This window comes from Maribellus sp. CM-23 (assembly GCF_021354595.1).
In the GTDB taxonomy this organism is placed as follows: Bacteria; Bacteroidota; Bacteroidia; order Bacteroidales; family Prolixibacteraceae; genus Draconibacterium.
Window position 1 is genome coordinate 22,084 of record NZ_JADWYJ010000010.1, and the last position, 22,462, is coordinate 44,545.

Below are 22,462 nucleotides of genomic sequence, written 5' to 3' on the forward strand. Positions count from 1 at the left end.
TTTCGCTTTATTTTTTATCGATGTAAATAATATTTCCGCTAACTCGGTACTCAATTTCAGCCACATCTTTTAGTGTTACCATAACTTCCTCCAATGACTCTTTCAAATCCAGTTTTCCACTAATTAATTCAGAGGAAAGGAAATTTGGTGGTAATATTATTTCAACATTGTAATACCGTTCCAACTTATTAAAAACAGAACGTAGACTCTCTTTCGAGAACTGAAACCAACCATCGGTCCATGAAATATATTGTTCCGCATTTGGTTCGTCTACAACTTCAATTCTACTTTCCTCCTTGTCAAAATTTGCTTTTTGATATGGTTTTAACAGTACATCATTTTTGCCCAGACCAAACAATTTAGGGGCACTTACGACCACACTCCCTTCTAAAAGGACCGTTTCAACATTCTCATCTCCTGGGTATGCAGAGATATCGAAGTGCGTCCCCAAAACCCTTATGCTAATGTCAGATGCATTTACAATAAAGCTCTGGTTTTTATTCTTTGCTACTTCAAAATAGGCTTCTCCTTCCAAAAACACCTCCCTGTTCTTCCCTGTAAACTTTGTTGGAAAAGCTAACCTACTCCCTGCATTTAACCACACTTTTGTGCCATCATCCAGAAGTAATTTGGAGTTCTTCCCATATGGAATAATCACCTCATTCATCTGAATCTCTTTGTCCTCTTTAGGTTTTCGTTGCAATAGATCAATAACACTATCATTATCCAAAGTCAATTCATTGTCATTCAAAGAAATAGTAGAACTATTACCAATTAATGCAATCTCCTCACCATCAGAAAGAACTAACCGGGCATCGTTGCTTTGAGTTACATTGACAGAATCTGCGAAATAGGAATTAGCGCCCCTTTCACTTAAAAATAAGTAAGCAAGCACTCCTACTGAGAAAACTAAAAATATGGATGCAGCCCAACTAATTCGGCTTTGCAGTTTTACCTTTCGGGATTTTTGCTTGTGCAGATAATCAAAACGTTCGATGTTTTGCCACAAGTTTAAAACTGATTCTTCATCTATTATTTCATAGCTATCGCGTAATAGTAAAACTATTTCTTTGGCTTTTTTAATTCGCTTACCAATTTCTGCATTTTCAAGCATTATGGCTTCCCATTCGCCACTCTTGCTTCGGCCTAATGCCCAAGCAACAAACTGTTTATCCTCAATAAACTCTTCCAGACTATATCTTATATATTTCTTCTCCATCCAAATATTATTAGTGTACTGTTATTTTAGTAAAGACTACTCTTCCTTTTTTGTGGACATTTTTCGTCTAAAATAAACACATAACACCATGATAAGGACACTTCTCTCAAACTAATTTAACAAGCCAATAAATCGAAACAACTTAAGCAAGTGAGAATCTGCAATTATTTGTTACGAACGAATTAAAATTAAAACCGGGAAAAACTGATTGGCTCAAGGCAAATTTTGAGACAATCAGTTCTATCATTATTTAAATGGTTTAGAATTGCACACAATAGGCTGAATACTATTATTCACCCATTGTACGCTAATTTATTTTTTAACGAATTTCATCACTTCCGATTTTCTGCCTTTTTCTCCGGTAAACTTTATCAAATAAATACCTGATTTTAGCCCTGGCACAGCAATACTATTTTCATCTAGTCTTCCTGTTTTTACGACTTTACCTGATAACGAAAAAATTTGATAATCCTCGTTTATAAACTCATCAGAAACAAAAACCTGATTAGTTGCCGGATTCGGAAAAAGCAGGAACTTGTATGAATTAAGAATTTTATTGGCCGCTGGATCGGAATGACGCATAACATCATTAATCCCTACATTTAATTGGTACTCGTAAACGCCAATATCAGTAGCTACACCATCAGGAATATCATTCCCATCAAAATCTACTGTTGCCAATGCTTGTGTTCCTGCATCGATTGCCGGAGAGCCAGCTTGGAGATGAAAATCACCAGGAGTGGCTACAAACAAAGGATAAGCGCCGATATTATTACTTATGTTACTATTAAGAGTATTAAATGTAGCTACATCACATAATGTTCCATTGAATTGATACAAACATGTTTGGGTACTAGATATGCTGTAGATCAGATTATTTGTCACTGTATTATTATATATGTTCTGACCTTCTTTATCTTCATGAAACTGGATTGCAATGTTGTTTTCTTTAGTCCCACAATTATAAATAATATTATTCCTGAAAATGTTCCCCGAAAGCTCATTAGGCTTGTCCCAGTTGATTGAATAGATCTCAAATCCTTTGCTCTCTGTATTCGCAATAAGGTTATTCTCAATAATATTATCCCTTACCTGAACATTGTAATTTTGTACCGAAATGCCAATCCCAATTTTATCTGTTTTTAAAGGACTATCAAGAACACCATCAATAATATTATGATGAAAATGATTCCTACTTCCACCTAGTTGATTTGCAACAGAGATGTCATGAATATAATTGTTATAATATTCCCCATCTTCGGAGTATCCACTGTACCCCATTCTTCCGCCATACAAAACATCGGGAGAAGTTAATTCATTGTTGCGAAAAGTGATATGAGATATTTTGTTTAACGGGTCATCTGTATCGGAACCAAAACTGGCATGTCCCCAATTTTTAAAGAAGCAATGCTCTATGGTAATATAATGAGATCCTGCTGAAACAAGGATACCATCCGTACATCCAGTTTGGGTATTTCGAATACTTCCCGGCAACTGCGACTGATCAACCGCAAGGTTTGAGTCGAACGAGCAATTTTTTATGGTAATATTGGATGAATATTTTACGACACAACCATATCCTGCGTTAAAGCCGATGTTACAATTCTCGACTACCCACCCTTCATTATTATAAATTTTTACTGAAGTACTTGAGCCTCCACGAATATCCAGGCCAACAATATTTATGTAATCTGCCTCCTTAAAACTTATCGCTTCAGAGTATTTAGCCCAACTAAAAGTGTCAGTTGACGGATCAGTAGTAGAATACACATATAGCAGTCCACTTCCAACGAAACACTTCGTTCCGTATGAACCTAAATAGTTGATGTCACCAGCTCTAAGCATTTCAATACCATTTCTGAAAAACCTTTGATAATTAGCTGTGGGTGTAGACCACACATTATTGCCATTATCTGTCCAAACTGTGCTTTTATCAACAACAATGTCAATTATTGGTTTTGCTCCGCTTCCATACGAAGAATAAGTGATTGGCATAGCACTGGTTCCTGATGGATGACTTATTGCAAACAGGCGTTCTCCTTTCCACGTTTCGCCTTGTTTAAAAAGGATTGAATCTCCTGCGACAAAGGAAGAAGAAGTATTGTTTACTTTTGTTAATGTTTTCCATGCAGAGGCTGCAGAAGTCCCATTGTTGCTATCTGAACCTGATGTTGCATCAACATAATATACAGTAGCCTTTAATTCACACGAAAGAAACATTACTGCGAATACAATAAAATACTTAATTACGATTAGATTTTTCATTTTCATAAGATTAGTTCCAATTAACTCTAGTTATACGTTGGTCATGAGCCAAGACAGTCAAAACAATGACTACTTGCTTTTTATATAAAAAGAGGATCAAACTAATTTTGTGGACAGAAATTTTCTTTTTTTTTAAGAAAAATATTTACGGGGAAGGAATTTGATAAACAAGAGAAAGATATCTGTATCGGACAAACATCTCTTTAACGAACTTAGTGCCCTAAAGACCAATTTTCGCGCAGAATCGTATTTTAACGACATTATTTCGCAAATTTGTTCGTATTCAAAGTCACATGTAAAGCGGTAGAAAAGGATTTCCCGCTGCTTAGGACTTAACTCTTTTAAAGTCTTTCTTACTAATTTTTCGCGACGGGTTAGTACCTCTTTATCAATTATCTCCTGCTCTATTGAGTAGACAATATTTGCTTCAAAAAGAAATTCAGACTGAGGATCAAGTGATAAGTTATGGGTCTTAATATTCTTAACTAATTTTCGCCGAAACGCTACAAACAGATAGTATTTAATATTATCTGTTTGACATAGGTTTTGTCTGGTTCGTATTAAATCAAAAAACAAATCCTGAATGGAGTCCTTAATTAATTCATCATTCTGAGAAAATTTTTTCCCGTAGCGAAAAAGAAGCGAAACATGTTTATAATAAATATGAGACAGCGCATAGCTTTCTCCATTTCTGAAGTCATTCCATATTTTTATATCAGAATTATTCCCACCCATCAGCGGTGCCAAATGTATAAAGAATAATCAAATCTCCTAATTTCAGAATCCAACAAACAACTATCTTTTTAATCGAATTCATGAATTGGCTGATTCAATCACGAAAACACTAAAAGGATAAAAACAAAGTTTCTATCCTTTTAGCCTCAAGACTGTTAAAATCGATAAAATGGAGTATAAAAATATCTACTGCCTAATTCGTCTCCCATGTATGCATGTGTTTCTGGCACATAAATATATTGCATCGATAAGTGTCAAACATCCGACAGAAACATTACTTAATACACCAGCTCTTTACGTACTCCATTTTAAATATTTATTATTGCTTACAGAGTTAATACCAACTACTCAAGAAAACCAGAAAGTACCTTTGCCCATAAATCGTATCCTTCTTTATTCATATGCAAACCATCACTTGTAAAAATATGCGAATAAAGTTTTCCCTCTTCATCGTGCATGATACTCCACACATCGGCGAATTCAACATTTTCCTTTTTATCACAAAAATTCCTAAGTTTTTTATTGAATTTGCAATATTCATTTTTCAACTCCGATCGGGCAAAACTTGGTTTTGTTGAAATGAACACAACCTTAGTCTTGGGCAATTCCTGCTGAATACCCTTTAATAAATCTTTCGCTTGTTTAAAAATTTCAGATGGCTTTTTATGATTTGCAATATCATTATCTCCTTCATAAATAAAAAGGATATCTGGCTTTTGCGCAAGAATTACCCTATCATAAAAATATAGAAGATCGCTAAAATGCGAACCTCCAAAACCGTTATTAATGACATTATATTCGGGAAAATACGACTGGACATCTTTCCACATTAAAATGCTTGAACTACCGGCAAAAACAACAAGTCTTTTATCTGAGGAAAAATTATACTCCGCATTAGCAAGCTCATTTATCTTCTCATTAAAACGGGTTGGATCCTGTGCTTTTATGTTGAAGGCTCCCAGTAAAATAATCACTAATAAAAACAACCTAATACTAACACACTGTTTCATAACCTATTATTAAAAATTTAATATTACTTTTTCATTAAAAAATGGGAATGAAAAATAGCTTCTATTACCAGAGAAACTATTTTGACCTTAACTCCGAAATGTACCGAAACACTTTGACGGAGTGCGGGGCTATATTGATGTAACTTGTACTCTCATTTATCTTTAAGTCCTCATGTTCCCACAAATCTCTCACCTTGTAATCTTCTAATTTATTGGGTTCCGAATTTCGATGATTATTTGTCACTTTTAAAAGTAAATCAAAATCTACCTGAACCTTTTTGTTTTCGTCGCTTCGATTTAGCAAACACACTACTCGTTCATTATTTGCCAGTTTTTTTATCCATATTTCATAGTCTCCATTATCTCTGTAGCAAAAAGCCTGAATCCCCAAAACATCCTGATTTACAGCAATGAGTTCTTTATTGGTAAGAATTTCCTTTGTTTCAGCAGTCATATTCTGAATATCATTCCCTGCCATAAGAGGAGCTGCCAACATGCACCAAAGCGAAAAATGCGATTTATACTCTTCGTTTGTCATGCCACCATTGCCCACCTCCAACATATCCGGATCGTTCCAATGCCCTGGTCCGGCATGCCGCTCTAATCCTTTCTGCTTGTCAAGTATCTCCAGCACTGAATCCCACCGATCTTTAATATCATGATAGGTACGCCATAAATGACCAATATTTTCCCCCCATTCCCAAGGTTGCTGAAATCCCCATTCACAAATACTAAAAACAACCGGACGACCTGCAGCAAAGAGAGCATCACTCATTGTTGTGTAAGAACTTATTGCATGTTCTGGTGCGGAAGAAGCACATTGAACATTTTCATCGGTTGTGTAACACCAATCGTATTTTAAATAATCTACTCCCCAACTGGCATACGTACGTGCATCTTGAAATTCATACCCGCGACTTCCCGGCCGCCCCGCACAGGTAAATTCTCCCGCACATGAATAAATTCCAAACTTCAATCCTTTCGAGTGTATATAATCAGCGAGATACTTAATTCCATTCGGGAAACGTTCCTTATCAATAACAATTTCCCCATTCTCATCGCGACCAACCTGCCAACAGTCATCAATAACCACGTACTCATAGCCAACATCCTTCATCCCACTGCTAACCAAAGCATCAGCAATGTCCATAATCAGCTTCTCGTCAACATCGCAGCCAAATTTGTTCCAACTGTTCCACCCCATCGGAGGTGTTTGCGCCAGCATATCAAACTTCTGCGCCATTCCATTCACAAAAAAGAAAATGGATAATAGCAATAAATAGTGCTTTTTCATAAAGCCAGACTTATTTCTTCAAATTTGCCTCCACCCATTCAACCACTTGAGGATGCAACAATTCTTCCACCTGAATTAGCCATGTCAGATCTTCTCTTTGGCTCGCAAAATGGAAATACCTGTCTGCAACATAGTTTTTAGGGTAGGCGACATGCCGGGTTTCTCCATATACTTCATTCAAATTTGCCCAAGCTGTTTTGAATTCGGCCAAGGCTTTTCTCACCTCTGAAAATCCAATATTTCTTTTCGCTTCATCATCAACATCACAGCTCTTTAATGCCGTCAAAAGTCTTGGTGCTGTAATTTGAAAATCATTCAGAGCTGCAAACAATCTCCAATGGTACGTATTCCGGGTAGAAACCTCATATAAATTAACAAGTTGCTTCGATGTGCTTTTGTAAATCTCAGCTTGTTGTTCTGCTTCTTCAAGCCTCTCTTTATATTTTTCAGTCCATTGACCAGGTTGATTCAAATTGGGTAAGTCAATAACTATATCCTCGAAATTCTTTTGTTTTCTCTCATCTTCTCTGCTATCCTCCGGGACCCAATGAGCTATTCCGGGCAACTCCAATAGCGCATTTTCATTCTCCATCCTATTTCCTTTTTTTACTAAAGAAGTCTCCCAGAAATAAGCAGCATCTCTCAATTGCACATACAATTCAGTGTAAAAAGCATCAGGTCCAAATTCGCGTTGCATATATGCCCGATGATAGTCAGAAAGATTTCCGCCATTCGTATTCCAGCTATAATGTGCCGATGCGATAAATCCTCTCCAGTATGTTTCCATATGAGGTGATCGATCGTCCCAACCGGTAGTCAGCACACCATCAATCCCTTTTTTAAATGCTGATTGAATAGAACTTTGAATTGATCTCAAACCTCGATCTGACATTTTACCAGTTTGTTCCTCTAAAGGAAACAGAGCAGCAGCCCCACTATTGGCACCCGTTGATATCATGGTGTTTAACTTGCGGTCAGTAAGCCACTCCAAAGCACGTTCATTTCCTGGTTGCTGACATGTGGTATAATTCCAATGCATAAAAACTCCGTTACCGGGGAAACGTTCAATCACTTGATCCAACTTTTTAATTCCGGTTTCCCATAGTTCCGGAGAATCTTCTTCCTCCCTAACTGTTTGCCAAACTCCGGCATACTGAAAAGGCATATCACCCCAAAATATAGGAATACGTCCCTGTTCTGTCAGAAACTCACAAACCCGATTCATCCAGTAGAGATTTAATTCAAACTTACCTTTTTCATCGGCAGTAGGTTTACAACGTTCGCATATACCAATATTTCCGATCTCATCACCACCGATATGGAAATACTTGCTCCCGGGAGTAGCTTCAATCGCTTCACGATACAAATCAAACAACAGCTGATAGCCACCTTCGTGCAAAGGACAAAATGCCCAACGATTGCTTTCAACCTCGCGCAAGGAGGCATATTTCTGATGTTTCAGGATAAATGTAGCGTGCCCAAGACCCTGTACCAACGGAGTAATTTCAATATTTCTTTCACGAGCATATTTTGTTAGTGCAGCCATCTCATCAATGCTTATGGCTTGCGGTGCCCCAACAAGAGGATGACTCTGATAACCAAGTTTATCCTCAAACTCCCAGGTGATGGAATTGATTTTGTACCGCGCAAGGCGATCAATACTTTCATAATAATAATTAGTGTAATTTAAATGATGCTTTGTATCAAAATGGACAGAACGATAAGCATAATCAGGATAATCAATTATTTTACAAGCAGGTACTGGAGTATTGAAGTCCCGGGCATCTTCAAGCAATTGTTCAAGAGTCTGACAACCATAAAAAAGTCCTGCTTTACCACGGGAAACGATCTTCACAATACCATCAGAAATTTCTAACACATATCCCTCCATTGATTCCGGCACATCATCCATGTCAGAGATTTGTAGAATCAACTTACCACCAGTATCTTTAGTTTTCAAAGGTAGCGATGAAAGGATGTTACCCAACACAGGTTTTTGAATATTACCTTCAAGCTGGATTGTCTTCAGTTCTCCAGATTCAATTCCCTTTTCAGAAGACATCTTAACATTTTTAGGTTTGGGTACTACTCGAAAAGGATCAGGAAGTCTATCTGAAACTTCACCCAATTGAGCAAATAATGATATTGGGATTGACACCAAAAAGAATAACAAAACATTTTTCATACGATTTAGAATTTAGAATAGAGTGATTCGATAGCTACACGAATAAATGAGTTATTATAGCTACCAATACTTTATATTGTGAATACTTAATTGCTTGTTAGTTTATGAATACTCAGCTTAAAAAGCACTCATATTTACGAGAGAAAATCATGTTTACTTTATAGAATTTTTGCACGAGAAAATAAATCAATAACTTCCTGCGATGACAGATCAAATTGAAGATACCTACGGTTTCCAACCGGAACAACCGTTTTTTCATTAGTTCCCGAAACACGTATTTCTTCTCCGAGTCTTTCAAATAAACTTACATTTTTGCCATTAATGGGTAACTCAAGCTCTGCTTCTCCTGAAGTATGCCAGTAAACAACCCAGGTTTTATCGCTGCGGCTAAAAATGAAAGCACGAATTTCTTTGCTTCCGTTGGCAACATTGAGAATTTGGTCATAGGGAACAAGCTCAAAATTGCCTGACTCATTAATCAATAAAATATGCTCCTGCGTTTCGCTTTTTAAACTTTCAACTTGTTCGGGTAAGAGAAACCCGGTTTCCCTGGCTTTCTCCCATCTTCGGATCACCTCTAGATTATCTGGAGTTCGTGGATGATTTCTCAAGGATTTAAGATCTCCAATCATCGAAATCACTGAATTCCACCCAGCGGCTCTACTTGTAACGTATTCAAGCATATCCGGCTGAATACCAATGGTCTTCTCTCCCGGCTCCTCATATCCGATCCATCCAAAATTAATTGAAGTAAAATCATTAGAAATAAGTTTTGCCTCAGCAATGGGGTGTTTACGGGTTGCTTCCTTAATGAATTCAGGACTAAAAATATCAAAAGCATTACCACGGGTAATTATGTGCCAACTAAAATGTGACTTAAGTGCACCTTCCGAAAATATCGGTTTAGTTTCCAAAGCTTCATGAACGATTAGCTGAGCATTTGATACATTATACCAATAAGGAGGAGGTACGTCTTCTGCTCCGTCGTAATAAATAAACTTAAATCCAGCTTCTTTGATTATACTTGCTAATCTCTCAGCAACTTCTTTCTGAATATTTGTTTTCTGATTAAACCGTACAAATTTTGGCCATGTATCTACATCCAATAAGCCAATCAGTCCTCCGGCGTTTAGCCCGGTTGCAGAAGTATTTAGCGCTCCCCGTTGGCAACCTGTAAACTGATAGGGCCATGTTGTTGTAAAGTTTTCATAGGTAACTAATTCCTCCCCAATTTTCAAAAAACGTCTCCCTTCCTCAAGTGTACATCCGGCTGGATTTTCTTCTATCGAGATTATGGTGTCATTTGGTTCAAGCTTATCAGCCAGTGTAAAAACCTGCCTCAAATTCAACCGGGAATCAGGCACCGGGGACACATAAGGATCATTCTTTTGTGCCTTGCTGTAATGAATATGAAAACCTGCAATCATTCCGGCGGCTTCAATCTTACGAGTAATTTCTTTTAAATCCGCCATTCCATTTGGATATTCAGGCTTCCATGGAAAGTGCCCCATCGAAGAGGCAAAGTCGATCCAAAAAACAACCATTTGCTTGAACCCACCAAGTTTCGCAAAAGCAATATGCTCATCAATATTCTGTGGAGTAACATTGCGGAGTTCATAATACGAATTCTTGTATTCCCTGCTTCTACGACTCTCAACACCAAGCGGAAGTCCAAAATCACGCTCAACCTGATCAATCCGGTTCAGAAGCTTTGATTTTTCAGTAACGATAAGTACCGCGCCAACACCTTCAACTTTCACGTCATCAATACCACCTGCCTGAAATATTTTATATCCTTGTCTTTCTTCGGCATCGATTTTCACGAACGGATCGGAACCCAACAGATTTACTGCAATATTCTCGTCCCATGATACATTAAGCCATTCACCAAAATGAGCTCTATTTTTAACAGGTAGTTGCAAAAGAGTAAATTCATCAATCCTGGTTCGCCTTTTGATCCCAAAATCAGCCATATGATATTCTAGCTTTTTCAGTGTAAAGCCAATATAATCATCTGTTATATTGATTTCAATAGTAGCCTCATAATCTGTAAGTTCAAACCCAACAACAAGATTATCACCATCTCGGTATATTGAATCTGCGGCAAATGTTTTTGACTTGGCCGGATAAGCAAGCTGAATTTCATTGTCATAAGGACGATCTTGCGCAATAGCAAACGCAGGAGTCTCAGTGTTTAACATCAAACATTCCTCTCCTGTTGGTTTATAAACCAGACTCTGTGCAGTCCCATCACTCCCCAATACAAGTCGAATCTCAGAATTTTCAATAACAATATCCGTGCTTTTGGATTCCTTAATTCTTTCTGCACATCCCGTTAGTTGGAATGCCAATAGGCTGAATAATACAGTGCGAAAAAGCATCAATCTACAATTGATTAAATTATTCATTAAGTATCTTTTTTATATGTCCTTTTTATTCTTTGCCTCCGGTACCATGCCTAAATTCCCTCGAATCATCTAAGTATTCATCAAGCAGCATAATTTCAAATTTTTCGATCATTTCTTTCGAACTGATACGATCCGACTCGCTTGTAACCATAACTGCTCCAATTTTACCCGGGTCATGTATTGTTACATCCTCTCCATATTTTTCCTTCAGCATTCTCAATTTAGCCCAGTTATTATCAAGGTGTACCATACAATAGTCAAGGTTTACCTCTGCTACTGTGTAATTGAAATAGTTTGTAGATGAGGCAACAACTTGTCCAAATGGGTTGCGAATTTCGGATGGAATTTCCCGGAATCCCATAGCCCCAACAAGAAATGCCCGACATGAATAAGCCCAATACGACTGAACAATTCCTCCATGATACATAGATGGAAAAACGATTATATCAGGCTTTTGTGCCACATATGATTGAAGCAATTCATCAAAATTCAGATCGAAACAGATAGCACAAGCCACACGCCCAAAATCGCATTGAAATACGGGGCTATCACTCCCCGCCTTTATGTCTGCTTTCATCTCCCCAATCGTAGGAAAATTCTTATGATATACGCCTGCTGTATTCCCTTCCCTATCTATAAGGAAACATGAGTTTCTCCAACTACCATCCTCTAATTGATGCTTCATCCCAAAAGCTACATAACACTTATTTTCTGCTGCAACTGAACGAAAATAATTTAGCACCTGTTCTTTTCGTACCAGATAATATTCAATCACCTGTTCCGGGCCTAATCCTCTTGGGCGATCACATGCTTCGGGCAAAACAATCAAGTCAGGTTGGTCAGGGAGAACCTGATCTAGTTGCTTACTCCAAAATTGAATTACATCTTCCACTATTTTTTGTGGACTTTGTTTTACATCCAAATTATGAGGAACTACTCCAATAGTTGCTATTTTTACGTTGTTCTTTGCATTGACCGATACGATCATGAATACCATCAATACAAGACTTAAAATTAAGATTCGACTTTTCATCGCATTTATATTTTTTAGAGCTTAGAGTTATTCTATAATTCTGCCGTTTCGAGAGATCTTCCAATCTCCCCTTTTCATTTTTTATTTTTAAAAAGAGTGTTTTCCTATTGTCATAAAGACTTTAGATTCTTTTTTGTGGACATTCCTCAGTTCTTTTTTTAAAAAAGCGAACCGGCGATTACACACGAAACGGTAAACACCTGTGCTGATTTGGTTGAGGCCATGAAAAGCATGAAAGAAACCGGGCGGGTAACGGATGCAGCCGTTGTTCAAAGCGAAGCAGCACGCTATGCGGCTGAAGTTACCATTCCGGATATTGAACAACAGATCAGGAAAACGGAAAATATGTATCGAAGTGGCCAAAGCGCAACAGGCAGCTGCATTGGCAAATTTCAGCAGCACTTTGCTGAATGCAGGAAAAGAAGTGAACAATGCGCTCTCTCTTTACGATGCTTCGGTACAAAAAAGCGAGCTTCGCCAAAAACAACTGGAAGCACTTGAAAAATCGGTTGATTATACAAAAGAACAGCTCAACTACGGTTCGGCAACTTACACCGAAGTTTTAAATGCCCAGCTAAGCAATGTAAACGAGCACATTCAACAGCCAACTGCTGTGGTAAATCTTTACTCATGCATTGGGCGGCGGGTGGAAATAACAGATAATTTTTGCCTAGGCATTCCACCTCTGAAAAACGAAGTCTTCCTGCTATTGGTTTTGCATCAACAAAGATGTTTCACCAAAAACAGGAAGACTTCTGTTTTATTTTAAAGGACTTGACATCGTATCATCCAGCAGCTTATTCATGATATTTCCCCCGCTATCAGTTAAAATTAATCATTCTCTGTGCCAGGTTTCGGATGTAAATATCGTCATGATTAGTCAAATCTGTTAACAGCTGGAGAATTGGTTCCCCCTCTTTTAAATGCTCTGGTTTTATGAGTCTCAAAATGTAATTGAACGAGAAAATACCCAACTTACCATCTATAACCATTTCGAGCATACTTTTTATAACTCTGGCATCAGCATTTCCCCAATCAATGAATTTCCAAATAATTTCATTCCTTAAATTCAAATCCACAACATCCATTACCCGAACCAGTTGGAGCTGAATGGCTGTATCAACGAACATTTCGGGTTGAAAATAGTTGAGTGCCTGATTTGCCAGATCAAAATTCTCTGACTCAATATTGGACATAATGCACCTGTAAAAGTCAGGGTGATATTCAGGATGGGCTCTTACACTCTCAATTGCCCAGGAGATATACTCCTGGTTATTACTCCGTAGCATCTTTTTTATGAACGTTTCGCTTGTTCGATTTTCCAATATCTTATACACTTCTTTTTGAACCGGTCCATAAACTGTATGCCATAAAGTATAGCAAGTATAAACAGCATCTTTTACCACAACTTCGCCCAACGTTGGCTGGGTGGCTGCTGTATATCCATCTACCTCATAAAGATCAATAGAATCGGGCACGATAATAAGCTCCTCTTGCTTTAGTCCTTTCAAAATGGATGTGGTATCTCGTAAAATACTTTCGAGCCTTCGGTAGTCTTTCTCTTCAAATCTTGTATGATCCGATTTAGTCAGCGGTTCTTCATTGAGAGTTTCAATACCAAGGTAATTACCTGCTCCGTCCCAAAATAGCCAGAGACGGATCATTTTACATTTCCCCGAAATACAAACATCTTTAAAAATGTGTCGTCCGAACCAAATTGGAAGCCCGTTTTCATCTTGTAATTCAAATAGTTCAGGCCCGGATAGCGAGTCGCGTTTATCTTCAAAGAAATGTTTAATCACGGTTCCTTCCATAGACCAAAAATCTGATTCCGGCATGTCCGGATAACCCTCAGAAAAACCTGTCATTAAAAGAATTACCAGTATTGAAAAAACATATAGACTGTATTCCTTTTTGAAAATCATATTAAAATTAATTCAGGATGACTTGAACACAAACTGCATGTTAAAGTCAAAATGAGACAAAACTGTCATAATGAAGAAAGGCATTAGTACTTTCTGTAAAACCATCGTACAGGTGGCACTTTCTATGTAAATAGCAATTCGGAAACGTTTCCTATTCTTTTAACATCGTCAGAAAATCAGTTAAATGATTCAAGTAAATTTCTCTTGGACTGCAATCAAACTTATTACACAAATAAGCTGCAATGCCTACTACTTCTCCCATCATCCCGGTGGTTTTCATTACTCTTACTGTGCCTAAGGCAATATGTGAAACGCTGATATTTCTTCCGGCCATGAACAAATTCTCGATATTATTCGAGTAAAGGCATCGGTAGGGAAAATGATAAGGAGTAAAATTCCTATCATGGTCTGCCACTGCAATAAATTCTTCTCCCGGGTAGAATTTACTATTTACCGGATCCGGATAATGCAGATCAATCCCCCAGGTAGTAGTAATGCAGGCATCCGGATACTGAACGTTATTTAAAATATCCAGTTCAGTTAAAAACACATCTCCGATCAGTCTTCTCGATTCGCGCTTGCCGGCGACTAAGCCCATCCATTCAAGCTTCCAGTTTTTATACTTTTCCGGTAAATTGTTTTTTAAATAAGACCAATGCCCATAGATTACTCTAAATTTATGATCTCTTACTTTTTCCGCATTTTCAACTGTGTCCCAGAAAAATCCTGTTTCCCAATTCCATGCTCCCCGGGTACTCTCCAAATAATATTTTTCGGAGAACTGTACAGCCCAGTCACAAACGGGAAAAGATGAAGCATAATCCTGTGCATTGGCATACCAGTGTATGGTTGTACCCAAGGTCATGCTATCAGAGAACATTGGTGCCTTGGGCTCTTTGGTTTCGTTATATCCTTCACGCCCCATTTTAAAATTCGCCCCCGCAGCATATCCCACTGTTCCGTCTCCAGTACAATCAACAAAATACTTTCCTGAAAACTGATGTTCTTTGGAAGTTACAATGTTTCTTCCAATAACAGCTGTAATTCTGTTTCCCGAGGTTTTAACATCAAAAATGTGAGTTGACAAAAACAGAGATATATTTTTCTCTGCACTGATTTTTGCCATCTTCAAATCATCTCCATAATCGGTAGCAGAACCAGCTTCACCTTTAAAACCTGTATCCAACTCCCGAACAATTCTACCTACCTTCGGAAATAAGTTTTTATCCATATCCCCCTGCATTGGCAATCGAATTTCGGAGCTGTTATTTCCTCCCAAAACAGGTCTGTTTTGAATCAATGCTACTTTTAGTCCCAATCTAGCTGACTGAATTGAAGCAGAAATACCGGCAATACCTCCCCCCACAACCACCAAGTCAAATGTTCCCTCATCAATTGGCTCTGATGGTAAATTCAGCATCTTTTTTCTGAAAGCAGTCAAATCTTTTTTTGAAAGCGGAGGCTCCTCATTCTTCTTCGAAAAATACAAGGCATCAACCCGTCCTTCAAACCCAGTGAGATCAAGAAGTGAAATACTAACTGTCAGATCACGGATATTGACTGTACCTCCGTATTGCCAATGCCATTCCGCAACTCTGTTTCCACCAAAAACTTCATTGATCGTGTCCTGATTGATTTGTACCTGAAATTTTCCGGGACCTTTCGGATAAGGAGACCAATCTTTTGTTCGAATCCAAAAATGATATTTCCCTTTTTGTGGGAATCTTACGGATGTAGTTGCAGGTTTTACTGGTTCGCCCAATCCATGTGCCAATAAATAAGGCGATCCCATCTGATCAACAAACTGCGGGTCAATCACCCAGCCTCCGATATGATCAAACTGCTCGGCCTCCAGCCATACTTTGTCATCTGCCTTGCTCTTATTGCTCAACAAAAACAAGCAACAAAAAATAAATACGATATATATTTTATTCATGATCTCAGGATAACATAAATGAATTTCTCCCTCTGTCCGGTATTGCATTAACCGTTGCCACATTATCTACTAAATAGTATTTCCCTATTTGAAAACTCAGGATACGAGCCTGCTGCAAATATGCTTAGACAAAAGGTTATATGTGAAATTTAATAGGTTAATGCCCTTGACTGATATCAAGGGCATTAACTTATAATCAATAATTAGGATTTTGAGTTAATTCCGAATTGGTTTCAATTTCAATTCTCGGGATTGGCAAGACCATATCTCTATTGGGATTGAATTTTCGTTGCTCAATCACCCTCATATCATCTTTATTTGATACCTGAGAGTAATCCGGAGTTCCATATTCATTCACAATTGGGGCTTCATTTAGCCGTCCTCTCGGAGGCCGTCCATATAATGGTCCATTCATTACCTCATTTACAATTCCCCATCTTCTAATATCAGACCATCTCAATCCTTCCCAAGCAAATTCAACCTTTCTTTCTTTCCTTATGATATTCCTTAGTTCAGCCTTGCTTTTATCATCTGTAATTGCCGGCATATTTACACTCGGTCTTTGTCTTACTTTGTTTATTGCCTGATAAACTGACTCGTCAATCTGGTCTAATTCAACTTTTGCTTCTGCATACATCAGCAAAACATCGGCATAACGAATAAAGATAAAACCGGTTTCTGAATTGTCCAGTTCAGAAGGCTTGGATGCTTCATTGTACTTTCGCCAAACAAAACCGGAGAAAGAGGAATAAGGATTTAATGCATCCTGGTTGGCAACTCTTAAAGCTGGCGAAACCTTATAATTCCAACACACCACACTGTCTTTATGCGTTTCAAACTGGTAACCCATGTATTGCGAACCGGGAACTACAATGGTTAGGTTTAATCTGGGGTCCCTGTTTGCATAAGGATTTTCCGGATCATAAAGAGGCGATTTATCAATGGATAAGCCATCCAGACAATCATACGAATCGACGGTTACCTGAACCGGAATTTTACTGCTGTAGCCGCCCCCCATTCTTGACGTGCATCCCCTTATGACTCCAGATGTTTTATACCCTTCTTTATACGGAATTTGAAATATAATCTCATTACTGTTCATTTGAGTTGCAGACTTGAACATATCACTAAAATTGTCGTCAATCTCGTATTCCTCTAAATCCATAACCGCTTTTGAAGCTTCAAGGGCGATATCATACTTTTTATTGTAAATTGCTGTTCTTGCTTTCAATGCAAAAGCAGCCCCTTTTCCAATTCGACCATACTCCGGAGCACCAATGTGAGCAGGGAGATCCGTTGCAGCCTCGGTTAATTCCTTTAATATGAAATCTACAATTTCATTCTTGCCGGTTTTGGGCATCTGAGCCTCTGCAAGTGTGAGCGAATTAAGTACCAGCGGAACATCGCTCCATAATTCAGTTAACATCAGATAGTAGTAAGCTCTGATAAATCTGGTTTCTGCAATTATTCGTTTAAACACGTCTGGCGAAGTGGCAGCCTCGGCACGTTCAGCATTTTCAAGTAAAAAATTACATCGCCCTATTCCTATGTAATAATTTTTCCACAGCTGTTCTGCCCAAAGATTATTTATGTCGTGGGTACCATTACCAATAGATTGCATATTCGTTTCTGCTCTTTCCCAGGCAATATCTGTTGTAACGTCGAGCAAGGCAGGAGTAACCATACCATAGTTGGTTCCTAGCCACAAGGAACCATAACACCCCCATACTGCAGCTTCCAGTTCTTTTTGATTGCTTGGGAAAGTACTTGATGAGGGTCTGTCTAAAGGATACTTTTCCAAAGTTAAGTCATCGCACGAGCTTAACATCAATAACAGAGTTATGATATATATGTATATTCTTTCTTTCATGATATTTCTATTTAAAAGGTAACATCTAAACCAATTGTATATACTTTCACTTGAGGATAATATGAACCAGCTCCGACAGGTGCTTCGGGATCGTACCCTTCCCAGAAATTATCAAAGGTGAGCAAATTCTGTCCTGTAGCATAAATCCTCAACCTCGAAAGCCTGATCTTATTTGTTATACTACCGGGCAGGGTATAGCCCACTGTTAGGTTCTTAAGCCTAAGATAAGATGCATCTTTTACCCAAAAACTTGAATTCTGCTCGTTATTGGGTTCATTAAATGCCATTCGTGGAAATTGGGCATCCTGATTGTCGATTGACCATCTGTCTTTATGAATTTCAAGCGCTGTAGCTCCCCAATAGAATGGCATTGTAGCCTGTCTGTGTAATAGTCCGTCAGCTTTTCCTACGCCTTGCCAAAACATGCTAAAGTCTATACCTCTCCAACCTGCATTCAGGTCAATACTGTATGTATAGCGGGGAATAGTGCTGCCTATAATCACTTCATCTTCATTGTTAATTACGTTATCAGTATTTTGATTTTTATATTTTATATCGCCAGGTCCAAAATTTCCGAACTGGGTTGCATACTTGTAATTACCATCGCCGTCGTAATCATCAGGAGAAATATATCCAATAGCCTCATAGCCATACAACGAGTTAATAGGATATCCTTCCCGGTTAACTGTTAATCCGGTCATGTTAACACCTCTCAAGTCAAGCACTTCGTTTTTCACATCCGAAATCATAAAAGAAGCACCATACTTGAAATCATTGAATCGATCAGACCAGGTTATTCCCAAATCCCATCCTTTGTTTGAAACCTCGGCAGCATTCTCGTAAGTAGGTGCTAATCCGATTATATGCGGAACATTTAGCTTCCAAAGAATGCCGCGGGTTAGCTTATCATAGTAGTCAAACGTCAGATTTAGCTTTGACAAAACCATTAAATCAATCCCGACATTAAACATTTCTGTCTCTTCCCAGGAAATCGCTTTATTAGCCATATCGTTAATGTATCCACTGGTAACAGGGTTACCTCCAATTATGTATGAGCCCGAGTTGACAACAGACGCAAAAGCATAATTTCCAATATTCTGATTACCGAGTTTTCCCCACGAAGCTCTTATCTTCGCATTTTCAATGGTCCCTTTCATACTCTCCCAAAAGTTCTCCTCAGAGAAGCGCCACCCCAAAGAGAATGAAGGAAATAAGCCCCACTTATATCCAGTATCAAACTTTGATGAACCGTCATACCTTAGATTTGCCTCAAATAAATATTTTCCCTGAAAATCGTAATTCAACCGGCCAAAAAATGATGCAATACTCCATTCTGATCCTGACCCGTAATTCTGCTGATTATCTGTCCCTCCGGCATCAAGTTTTGAATACTGAGGGAAAATAAAATCATCCCGATAGGCACCGATATAATCGTTAACTCCACTTTCCCACTGAAATCCGGCCAGAATTTTTACATTGTGAGCATTTGCCCAAGATCTGTCAAAGTTCCCAATCGCTTTAAAGTCATGGCTCAGGCCCCACATTCTATTTTCGTTTAAGAAAGTTTTTTGAGGCCTTGTGTAAGCTAGCTCGCCATCGGGATAATACGTTAGAACACTTTTGTTATAAACGGTAGAAAAAACATTATTGTAGGACGGTGAATAAACTATATCAGCTGAAATATTATCAGTGAATTTATAGTTCAAGCCCATATTCATCGACAATGTGGGACTTAAATATTTCCGAAAACCACCATCGTTTGCAAATGCCAAAACATTATCACCATCCCATCCTACAGCCCACTTACCGTTGGTTAGTTTCGCAGGATAAATCGCGGGAGACCGACTAACCCAGTATATTACATCATTAACTCCTCTTCCTGGCTCCCGACGCTCGTTGTAAATTACATTTAAATCTAATTTTGCATTAAGTTTATCCGAAAACTGAATATCACTATTGAGTCTTGTTGAAACCCTTTGATACTCTGTGTTCGGAATCAATCCGTCTTGCTTGTAAAATCCTACTCCGGCCAAAAGCCTCGCCTTTTGGGTGCCTCCCTTTATCGTCAAGTAGTGATTTTGTTGATAAGCAAAGTCTTTGTATACCTCATTTTGCCAGTCAACATTCGGATATTCATCCGGATTACTGGCCATATTTGACTGGTATTCGTTGATATAACTTTCAGAAAAAACAGGAGTACGACCGCTATTGGAGTAGGCCTCATTTAAAAGTGTCATATGATCAATAGCACCAACTCTTTCCGGTAGGTTCGTAAAAGTTTGAAGACCTGAATAATGATTGTATGAAATGGATAGTTCATCGAGTTCAGCCCTCTTTGTCGTTATCAGAATTACGCCATTGGCAGCTCTCGATCCATAAATTGCAGAAGAAGCAGCATCTTTCAATACGGAAACCGATTCAATTAAATTAGGGTCAAGATGATTTATGTTCATTTCCGTTCCATCCACTAAAACAAGCGGATTTGCATCATTCAAAGTACCAATACCTCTAATCCTTATGTTACCACCATCATTACCCGGCTGGCCACTTCGTTGTGTTACTGTAATTCCGGGAGCTAACCCTTGCAAGGCCATAGACGTTTGCCCAACGGGCCTATTTGTCAGCTTATCTCCTGTTACTGCAGAAACGGCTCCTGTCAAATTAATTTTCTTTTGCGTTCCGTAACCAATTGCAACAACTTCTTCCAGACCAATAGCATCCGCTACCATTACAACATCTATATTGGATTTCCCGTCAACAGCTACTTCCTGCATTCTCATTCCTACAAAAGAGTATTGAAGTACCGCATCGTCAGGTATATTGTTTAGAAAATATTCTCCGTCGGCATTAGTTACGGTACCATTTGAGGTTCCCTTTACAACAACTGTTACGCCGAGTAATGGCACCCCAGACGAGTCGCTGACTTTGCCCGACACCGTTTCGTTATTCTGATCCGTCATATCATCAGGATTTGCATCCTTCTTCGAAATTACAATGATACGATCCATTACCCGGTAAGAATAGTGTTCATTATCAAGAATCTCGTTCATCACATTCTCGATCTTGGCTTCTTTAAGATTGACGGTGTACCTATCTTTCATGTCAAGTTGATCGGTTTTAAATAAAAACCCAAATTCGGTCTGCCTTTCTATTTCTTCTAAGACCTGCAGAATAGTGGCATCCTTTACATTTAAGCTAAAGCGAGTATTTTGCGAGTAGCTTCCTGTTGCCATTGTTACCATGGACAGGAAAAGAAGTAAGGTTGTTAGTTTCATTGTTACCACTAATTTCATTAATCCGGGATATTCGCATCCTCGGAAAAATCGTTTTTTCTTCATAGTTTTGTTTGATTACTTGTTAATAATTTGGTTGAGGTAACCGCAAATTACCTCAGCCGGTATTTCAAAAAGAGTAAGCCGGGATGTTGTCAGCATCCCGGTTTTTTGATTTAGTTGATCAGATTACTTCATAGGCTTTCAGATTTAAGTTCGTAGGCTAATTAATTTTTCTAACTAATAAACTATTACTGTATCGGGTTTATCTACATTCTCAATGACCCGGTAATTAAAATCGGTGGTTGCTTTTAACATTTTCAGCACATGCAATGCGCTGGTGGTCTTCTTTATATTTCCGGTAAACCGGTAATCCCTGAGCTCATTGTTTTCAAACTGAAATTCAATGCCGTACCAGCGACTGAGCTCTTTAAAGATATCCTCCAGGCGTTGATCGCGAATTACAAATTTGCCTTCCCGCCAGGCCGACAAAACATTATCCGTGATCGAACGAAGCTCCATCCTTTTCTCCGTAGAATGATACATCGCACTTTCGCCCGGTTCAAGTTCAACGATGGTTTTACCTGTCTGCGTCAGAATATCCGCTTTCCCTTCCACCAATGAAGTTTCGATATAATTATCTTCCGGATAAGCTTTAATATTAAAAGTGGTTCCTAAATCGCGCACCAATATGTCCCCCACTTCAATAATTAAGGGGCAATCATCGCGGTGGGTAACCTCAAAATAGGCTTCCCCCGACAATTGAGCGAGACGCTTATTGCCTTTAAGATCTTCCCTGTACAACAATTCCGATTCGGAGTTCAGCCATACTTTTGTGCCGTCGGGAAACTCAACAACACTAACACTCCCACGCATTGCGGTGTATTTCTGAAAACCCGTTTCGGGATACTCAAAGTTTTGTTTAGAAATAAAATAACCGGCAGTACCGCCTATACCAAGAGCAAACAAAAGAACAGCTGCATACTTTAACATTCTTCCGGCGAAAGTCAATGAGTGGACTTGCCTTTCTTCTTTTATTTTCTGCCACAAATCGTCGAAATCTATGTCCAGGTTCACCGTAGTTTCATCCATCGAAGTACGCAACCACAAACTCTTCAACTCAAAAAACAGTTCTTCTTCTTTATGATTATTTTCCAACTGCCGGTAAAACACTTCCTTCTCCTCATCACTGGCCTCATTGGTAAGAATATGCAATAGCAAATTTTCGTTCATTCAATACATGTTTCGTAATAAACAAACCAAGGATGAAATACCCTATCGAAAAAGTGAGAATATTATGCAAAAAAAAA

General features: G+C 38.5%; 14 protein-coding genes. 1 reads left to right on the top strand and 13 read right to left on the bottom strand.

Annotation, left to right across the window (positions count from 1 at the left end):
• Window positions 1–7 precede the first annotated feature (7 nt).
• The 8 genes from INQ51_RS22090 to INQ51_RS22125 all read right to left on the bottom strand — a co-directional run bounded on the left by INQ51_RS22090 (window position 8) and on the right by INQ51_RS22125 (window position 12,149).
• A complete protein-coding gene (locus INQ51_RS22090; protein ID WP_233380165.1) occupies window positions 8–1,219 on the bottom strand; it encodes a FecR family protein in 1,212 nt (403 codons plus the stop codon).
• 312 nt (window positions 1,220–1,531) lie between these two features.
• The gene (locus tag INQ51_RS22095; RefSeq protein WP_233380166.1) at window positions 1,532–3,484 is read right to left on the bottom strand and encodes a right-handed parallel beta-helix repeat-containing protein; all 1,953 of its coding nucleotides are present in this window, start codon (window positions 3,482–3,484) and stop codon (window positions 1,532–1,534) included.
• 132 nt (window positions 3,485–3,616) lie between these two features.
• A complete protein-coding gene (locus tag INQ51_RS22100; protein WP_233380167.1) occupies window positions 3,617–4,231 on the bottom strand; it encodes an RNA polymerase sigma factor in 615 nt (204 codons plus the stop codon).
• 332 nt (window positions 4,232–4,563) lie between these two features.
• Window positions 4,564–5,229: a GDSL-type esterase/lipase family protein gene (locus tag INQ51_RS22105; RefSeq protein ID WP_233380168.1), complete on the bottom strand. Its 666-nt coding sequence runs from the start codon at window positions 5,227–5,229 to the stop codon at window positions 4,564–4,566.
• A 76-nt stretch (window positions 5,230–5,305) separates the two neighbouring features.
• Window positions 5,306–6,523 carry a glycoside hydrolase family 27 protein gene (locus INQ51_RS22110; RefSeq protein ID WP_233380169.1) on the bottom strand — a complete coding sequence of 406 codons (1,218 nt, stop codon included), beginning with the start codon at window positions 6,521–6,523 and terminating at the stop codon, window positions 5,306–5,308.
• Window positions 6,524–6,533: 10 nt separating this feature from the next.
• Entirely contained in the window at window positions 6,534–8,708 is a 2,175-nt protein-coding gene (locus INQ51_RS22115; RefSeq protein ID WP_233380170.1) for a family 20 glycosylhydrolase, read from the bottom strand.
• A 158-nt stretch (window positions 8,709–8,866) separates the two neighbouring features.
• Window positions 8,867–11,116, bottom strand: a complete 2,250-nt coding sequence (locus tag INQ51_RS22120; protein WP_233380171.1) for a hypothetical protein — start codon at window positions 11,114–11,116, stop codon at window positions 8,867–8,869.
• A gap of 25 nt (window positions 11,117–11,141) precedes the next feature.
• A complete protein-coding gene (locus tag INQ51_RS22125; RefSeq protein WP_233380172.1) occupies window positions 11,142–12,149 on the bottom strand; it encodes a carbon-nitrogen hydrolase family protein in 1,008 nt (335 codons plus the stop codon).
• A 289-nt stretch (window positions 12,150–12,438) separates the two neighbouring features.
• On the opposite strand from INQ51_RS22125, the gene INQ51_RS22130 reads away from it, so the two are divergent.
• On the top strand, window positions 12,439–12,918 hold the full coding sequence (locus INQ51_RS22130) for a TolC family protein (protein WP_233380173.1): 480 nt from the start codon (window positions 12,439–12,441) through the stop codon (window positions 12,916–12,918).
• 52 nt (window positions 12,919–12,970) lie between these two features.
• On the opposite strand, the gene INQ51_RS22135 is transcribed toward INQ51_RS22130, so the two are convergent.
• The 5 genes from INQ51_RS22135 to INQ51_RS22155 all read right to left on the bottom strand — a co-directional run bounded on the left by INQ51_RS22135 (window position 12,971) and on the right by INQ51_RS22155 (window position 22,385).
• Window positions 12,971–14,074, bottom strand: a complete 1,104-nt coding sequence (locus tag INQ51_RS22135) for a hypothetical protein (RefSeq protein ID WP_233380174.1) — start codon at window positions 14,072–14,074, stop codon at window positions 12,971–12,973.
• A 151-nt stretch (window positions 14,075–14,225) separates the two neighbouring features.
• A complete protein-coding gene (locus tag INQ51_RS22140; RefSeq protein ID WP_233380175.1) occupies window positions 14,226–16,010 on the bottom strand; it encodes an FAD-dependent oxidoreductase in 1,785 nt (594 codons plus the stop codon).
• 196 nt (window positions 16,011–16,206) lie between these two features.
• A complete protein-coding gene (locus INQ51_RS22145; protein WP_233380176.1) occupies window positions 16,207–17,880 on the bottom strand; it encodes a RagB/SusD family nutrient uptake outer membrane protein in 1,674 nt (557 codons plus the stop codon).
• A gap of 11 nt (window positions 17,881–17,891) precedes the next feature.
• Window positions 17,892–21,218 carry a TonB-dependent receptor gene (locus INQ51_RS22150; RefSeq protein ID WP_233380177.1) on the bottom strand — a complete coding sequence of 1,109 codons (3,327 nt, stop codon included), beginning with the start codon at window positions 21,216–21,218 and terminating at the stop codon, window positions 17,892–17,894.
• Between the two features lie 174 nt (window positions 21,219–21,392).
• Window positions 21,393–22,385, bottom strand: coding sequence for a FecR family protein (locus tag INQ51_RS22155; RefSeq protein ID WP_233380178.1), 993 nt, complete (start codon window positions 22,383–22,385; stop codon window positions 21,393–21,395).
• Between the last annotated feature and the right edge of the window lie 77 nt (window positions 22,386–22,462).

Excerpts from the sequence above, each read along its gene's own strand:
- INQ51_RS22090 (WP_233380165.1), bottom strand. The coding sequence starts at position 1,219 with ATGGAGAAGAAATATATAAGATATAGTCTGGAAGAGTTTATTGAGGAT.
- INQ51_RS22095 (WP_233380166.1), bottom strand. The coding sequence starts at position 3,484 with ATGAAAAATCTAATCGTAATTAAGTATTTTATTGTATTCGCAGTAATG.
- INQ51_RS22105 (WP_233380168.1), bottom strand. The coding sequence starts at position 5,229 with ATGAAACAGTGTGTTAGTATTAGGTTGTTTTTATTAGTGATTATTTTA.
- INQ51_RS22110 (WP_233380169.1), bottom strand. The coding sequence starts at position 6,523 with ATGAAAAAGCACTATTTATTGCTATTATCCATTTTCTTTTTTGTGAAT.
- INQ51_RS22115 (WP_233380170.1), bottom strand. The coding sequence starts at position 8,708 with ATGAAAAATGTTTTGTTATTCTTTTTGGTGTCAATCCCAATATCATTA.
- INQ51_RS22120 (WP_233380171.1), bottom strand. The coding sequence starts at position 11,116 with ATGAATAATTTAATCAATTGTAGATTGATGCTTTTTCGCACTGTATTA.
- INQ51_RS22125 (WP_233380172.1), bottom strand. The coding sequence starts at position 12,149 with ATGAAAAGTCGAATCTTAATTTTAAGTCTTGTATTGATGGTATTCATG.
- INQ51_RS22130 (WP_233380173.1), top strand. The coding sequence starts at position 12,439 with ATGCGGCTGAAGTTACCATTCCGGATATTGAACAACAGATCAGGAAAA.
- INQ51_RS22135 (WP_233380174.1), bottom strand. The coding sequence starts at position 14,074 with ATGATTTTCAAAAAGGAATACAGTCTATATGTTTTTTCAATACTGGTA.
- INQ51_RS22140 (WP_233380175.1), bottom strand. The coding sequence starts at position 16,010 with ATGAATAAAATATATATCGTATTTATTTTTTGTTGCTTGTTTTTGTTG.
- INQ51_RS22145 (WP_233380176.1), bottom strand. The coding sequence starts at position 17,880 with ATGAAAGAAAGAATATACATATATATCATAACTCTGTTATTGATGTTA.
- INQ51_RS22150 (WP_233380177.1), bottom strand. The coding sequence starts at position 21,218 with ATGAAGAAAAAACGATTTTTCCGAGGATGCGAATATCCCGGATTAATG.
- INQ51_RS22155 (WP_233380178.1), bottom strand. The coding sequence starts at position 22,385 with ATGAACGAAAATTTGCTATTGCATATTCTTACCAATGAGGCCAGTGAT.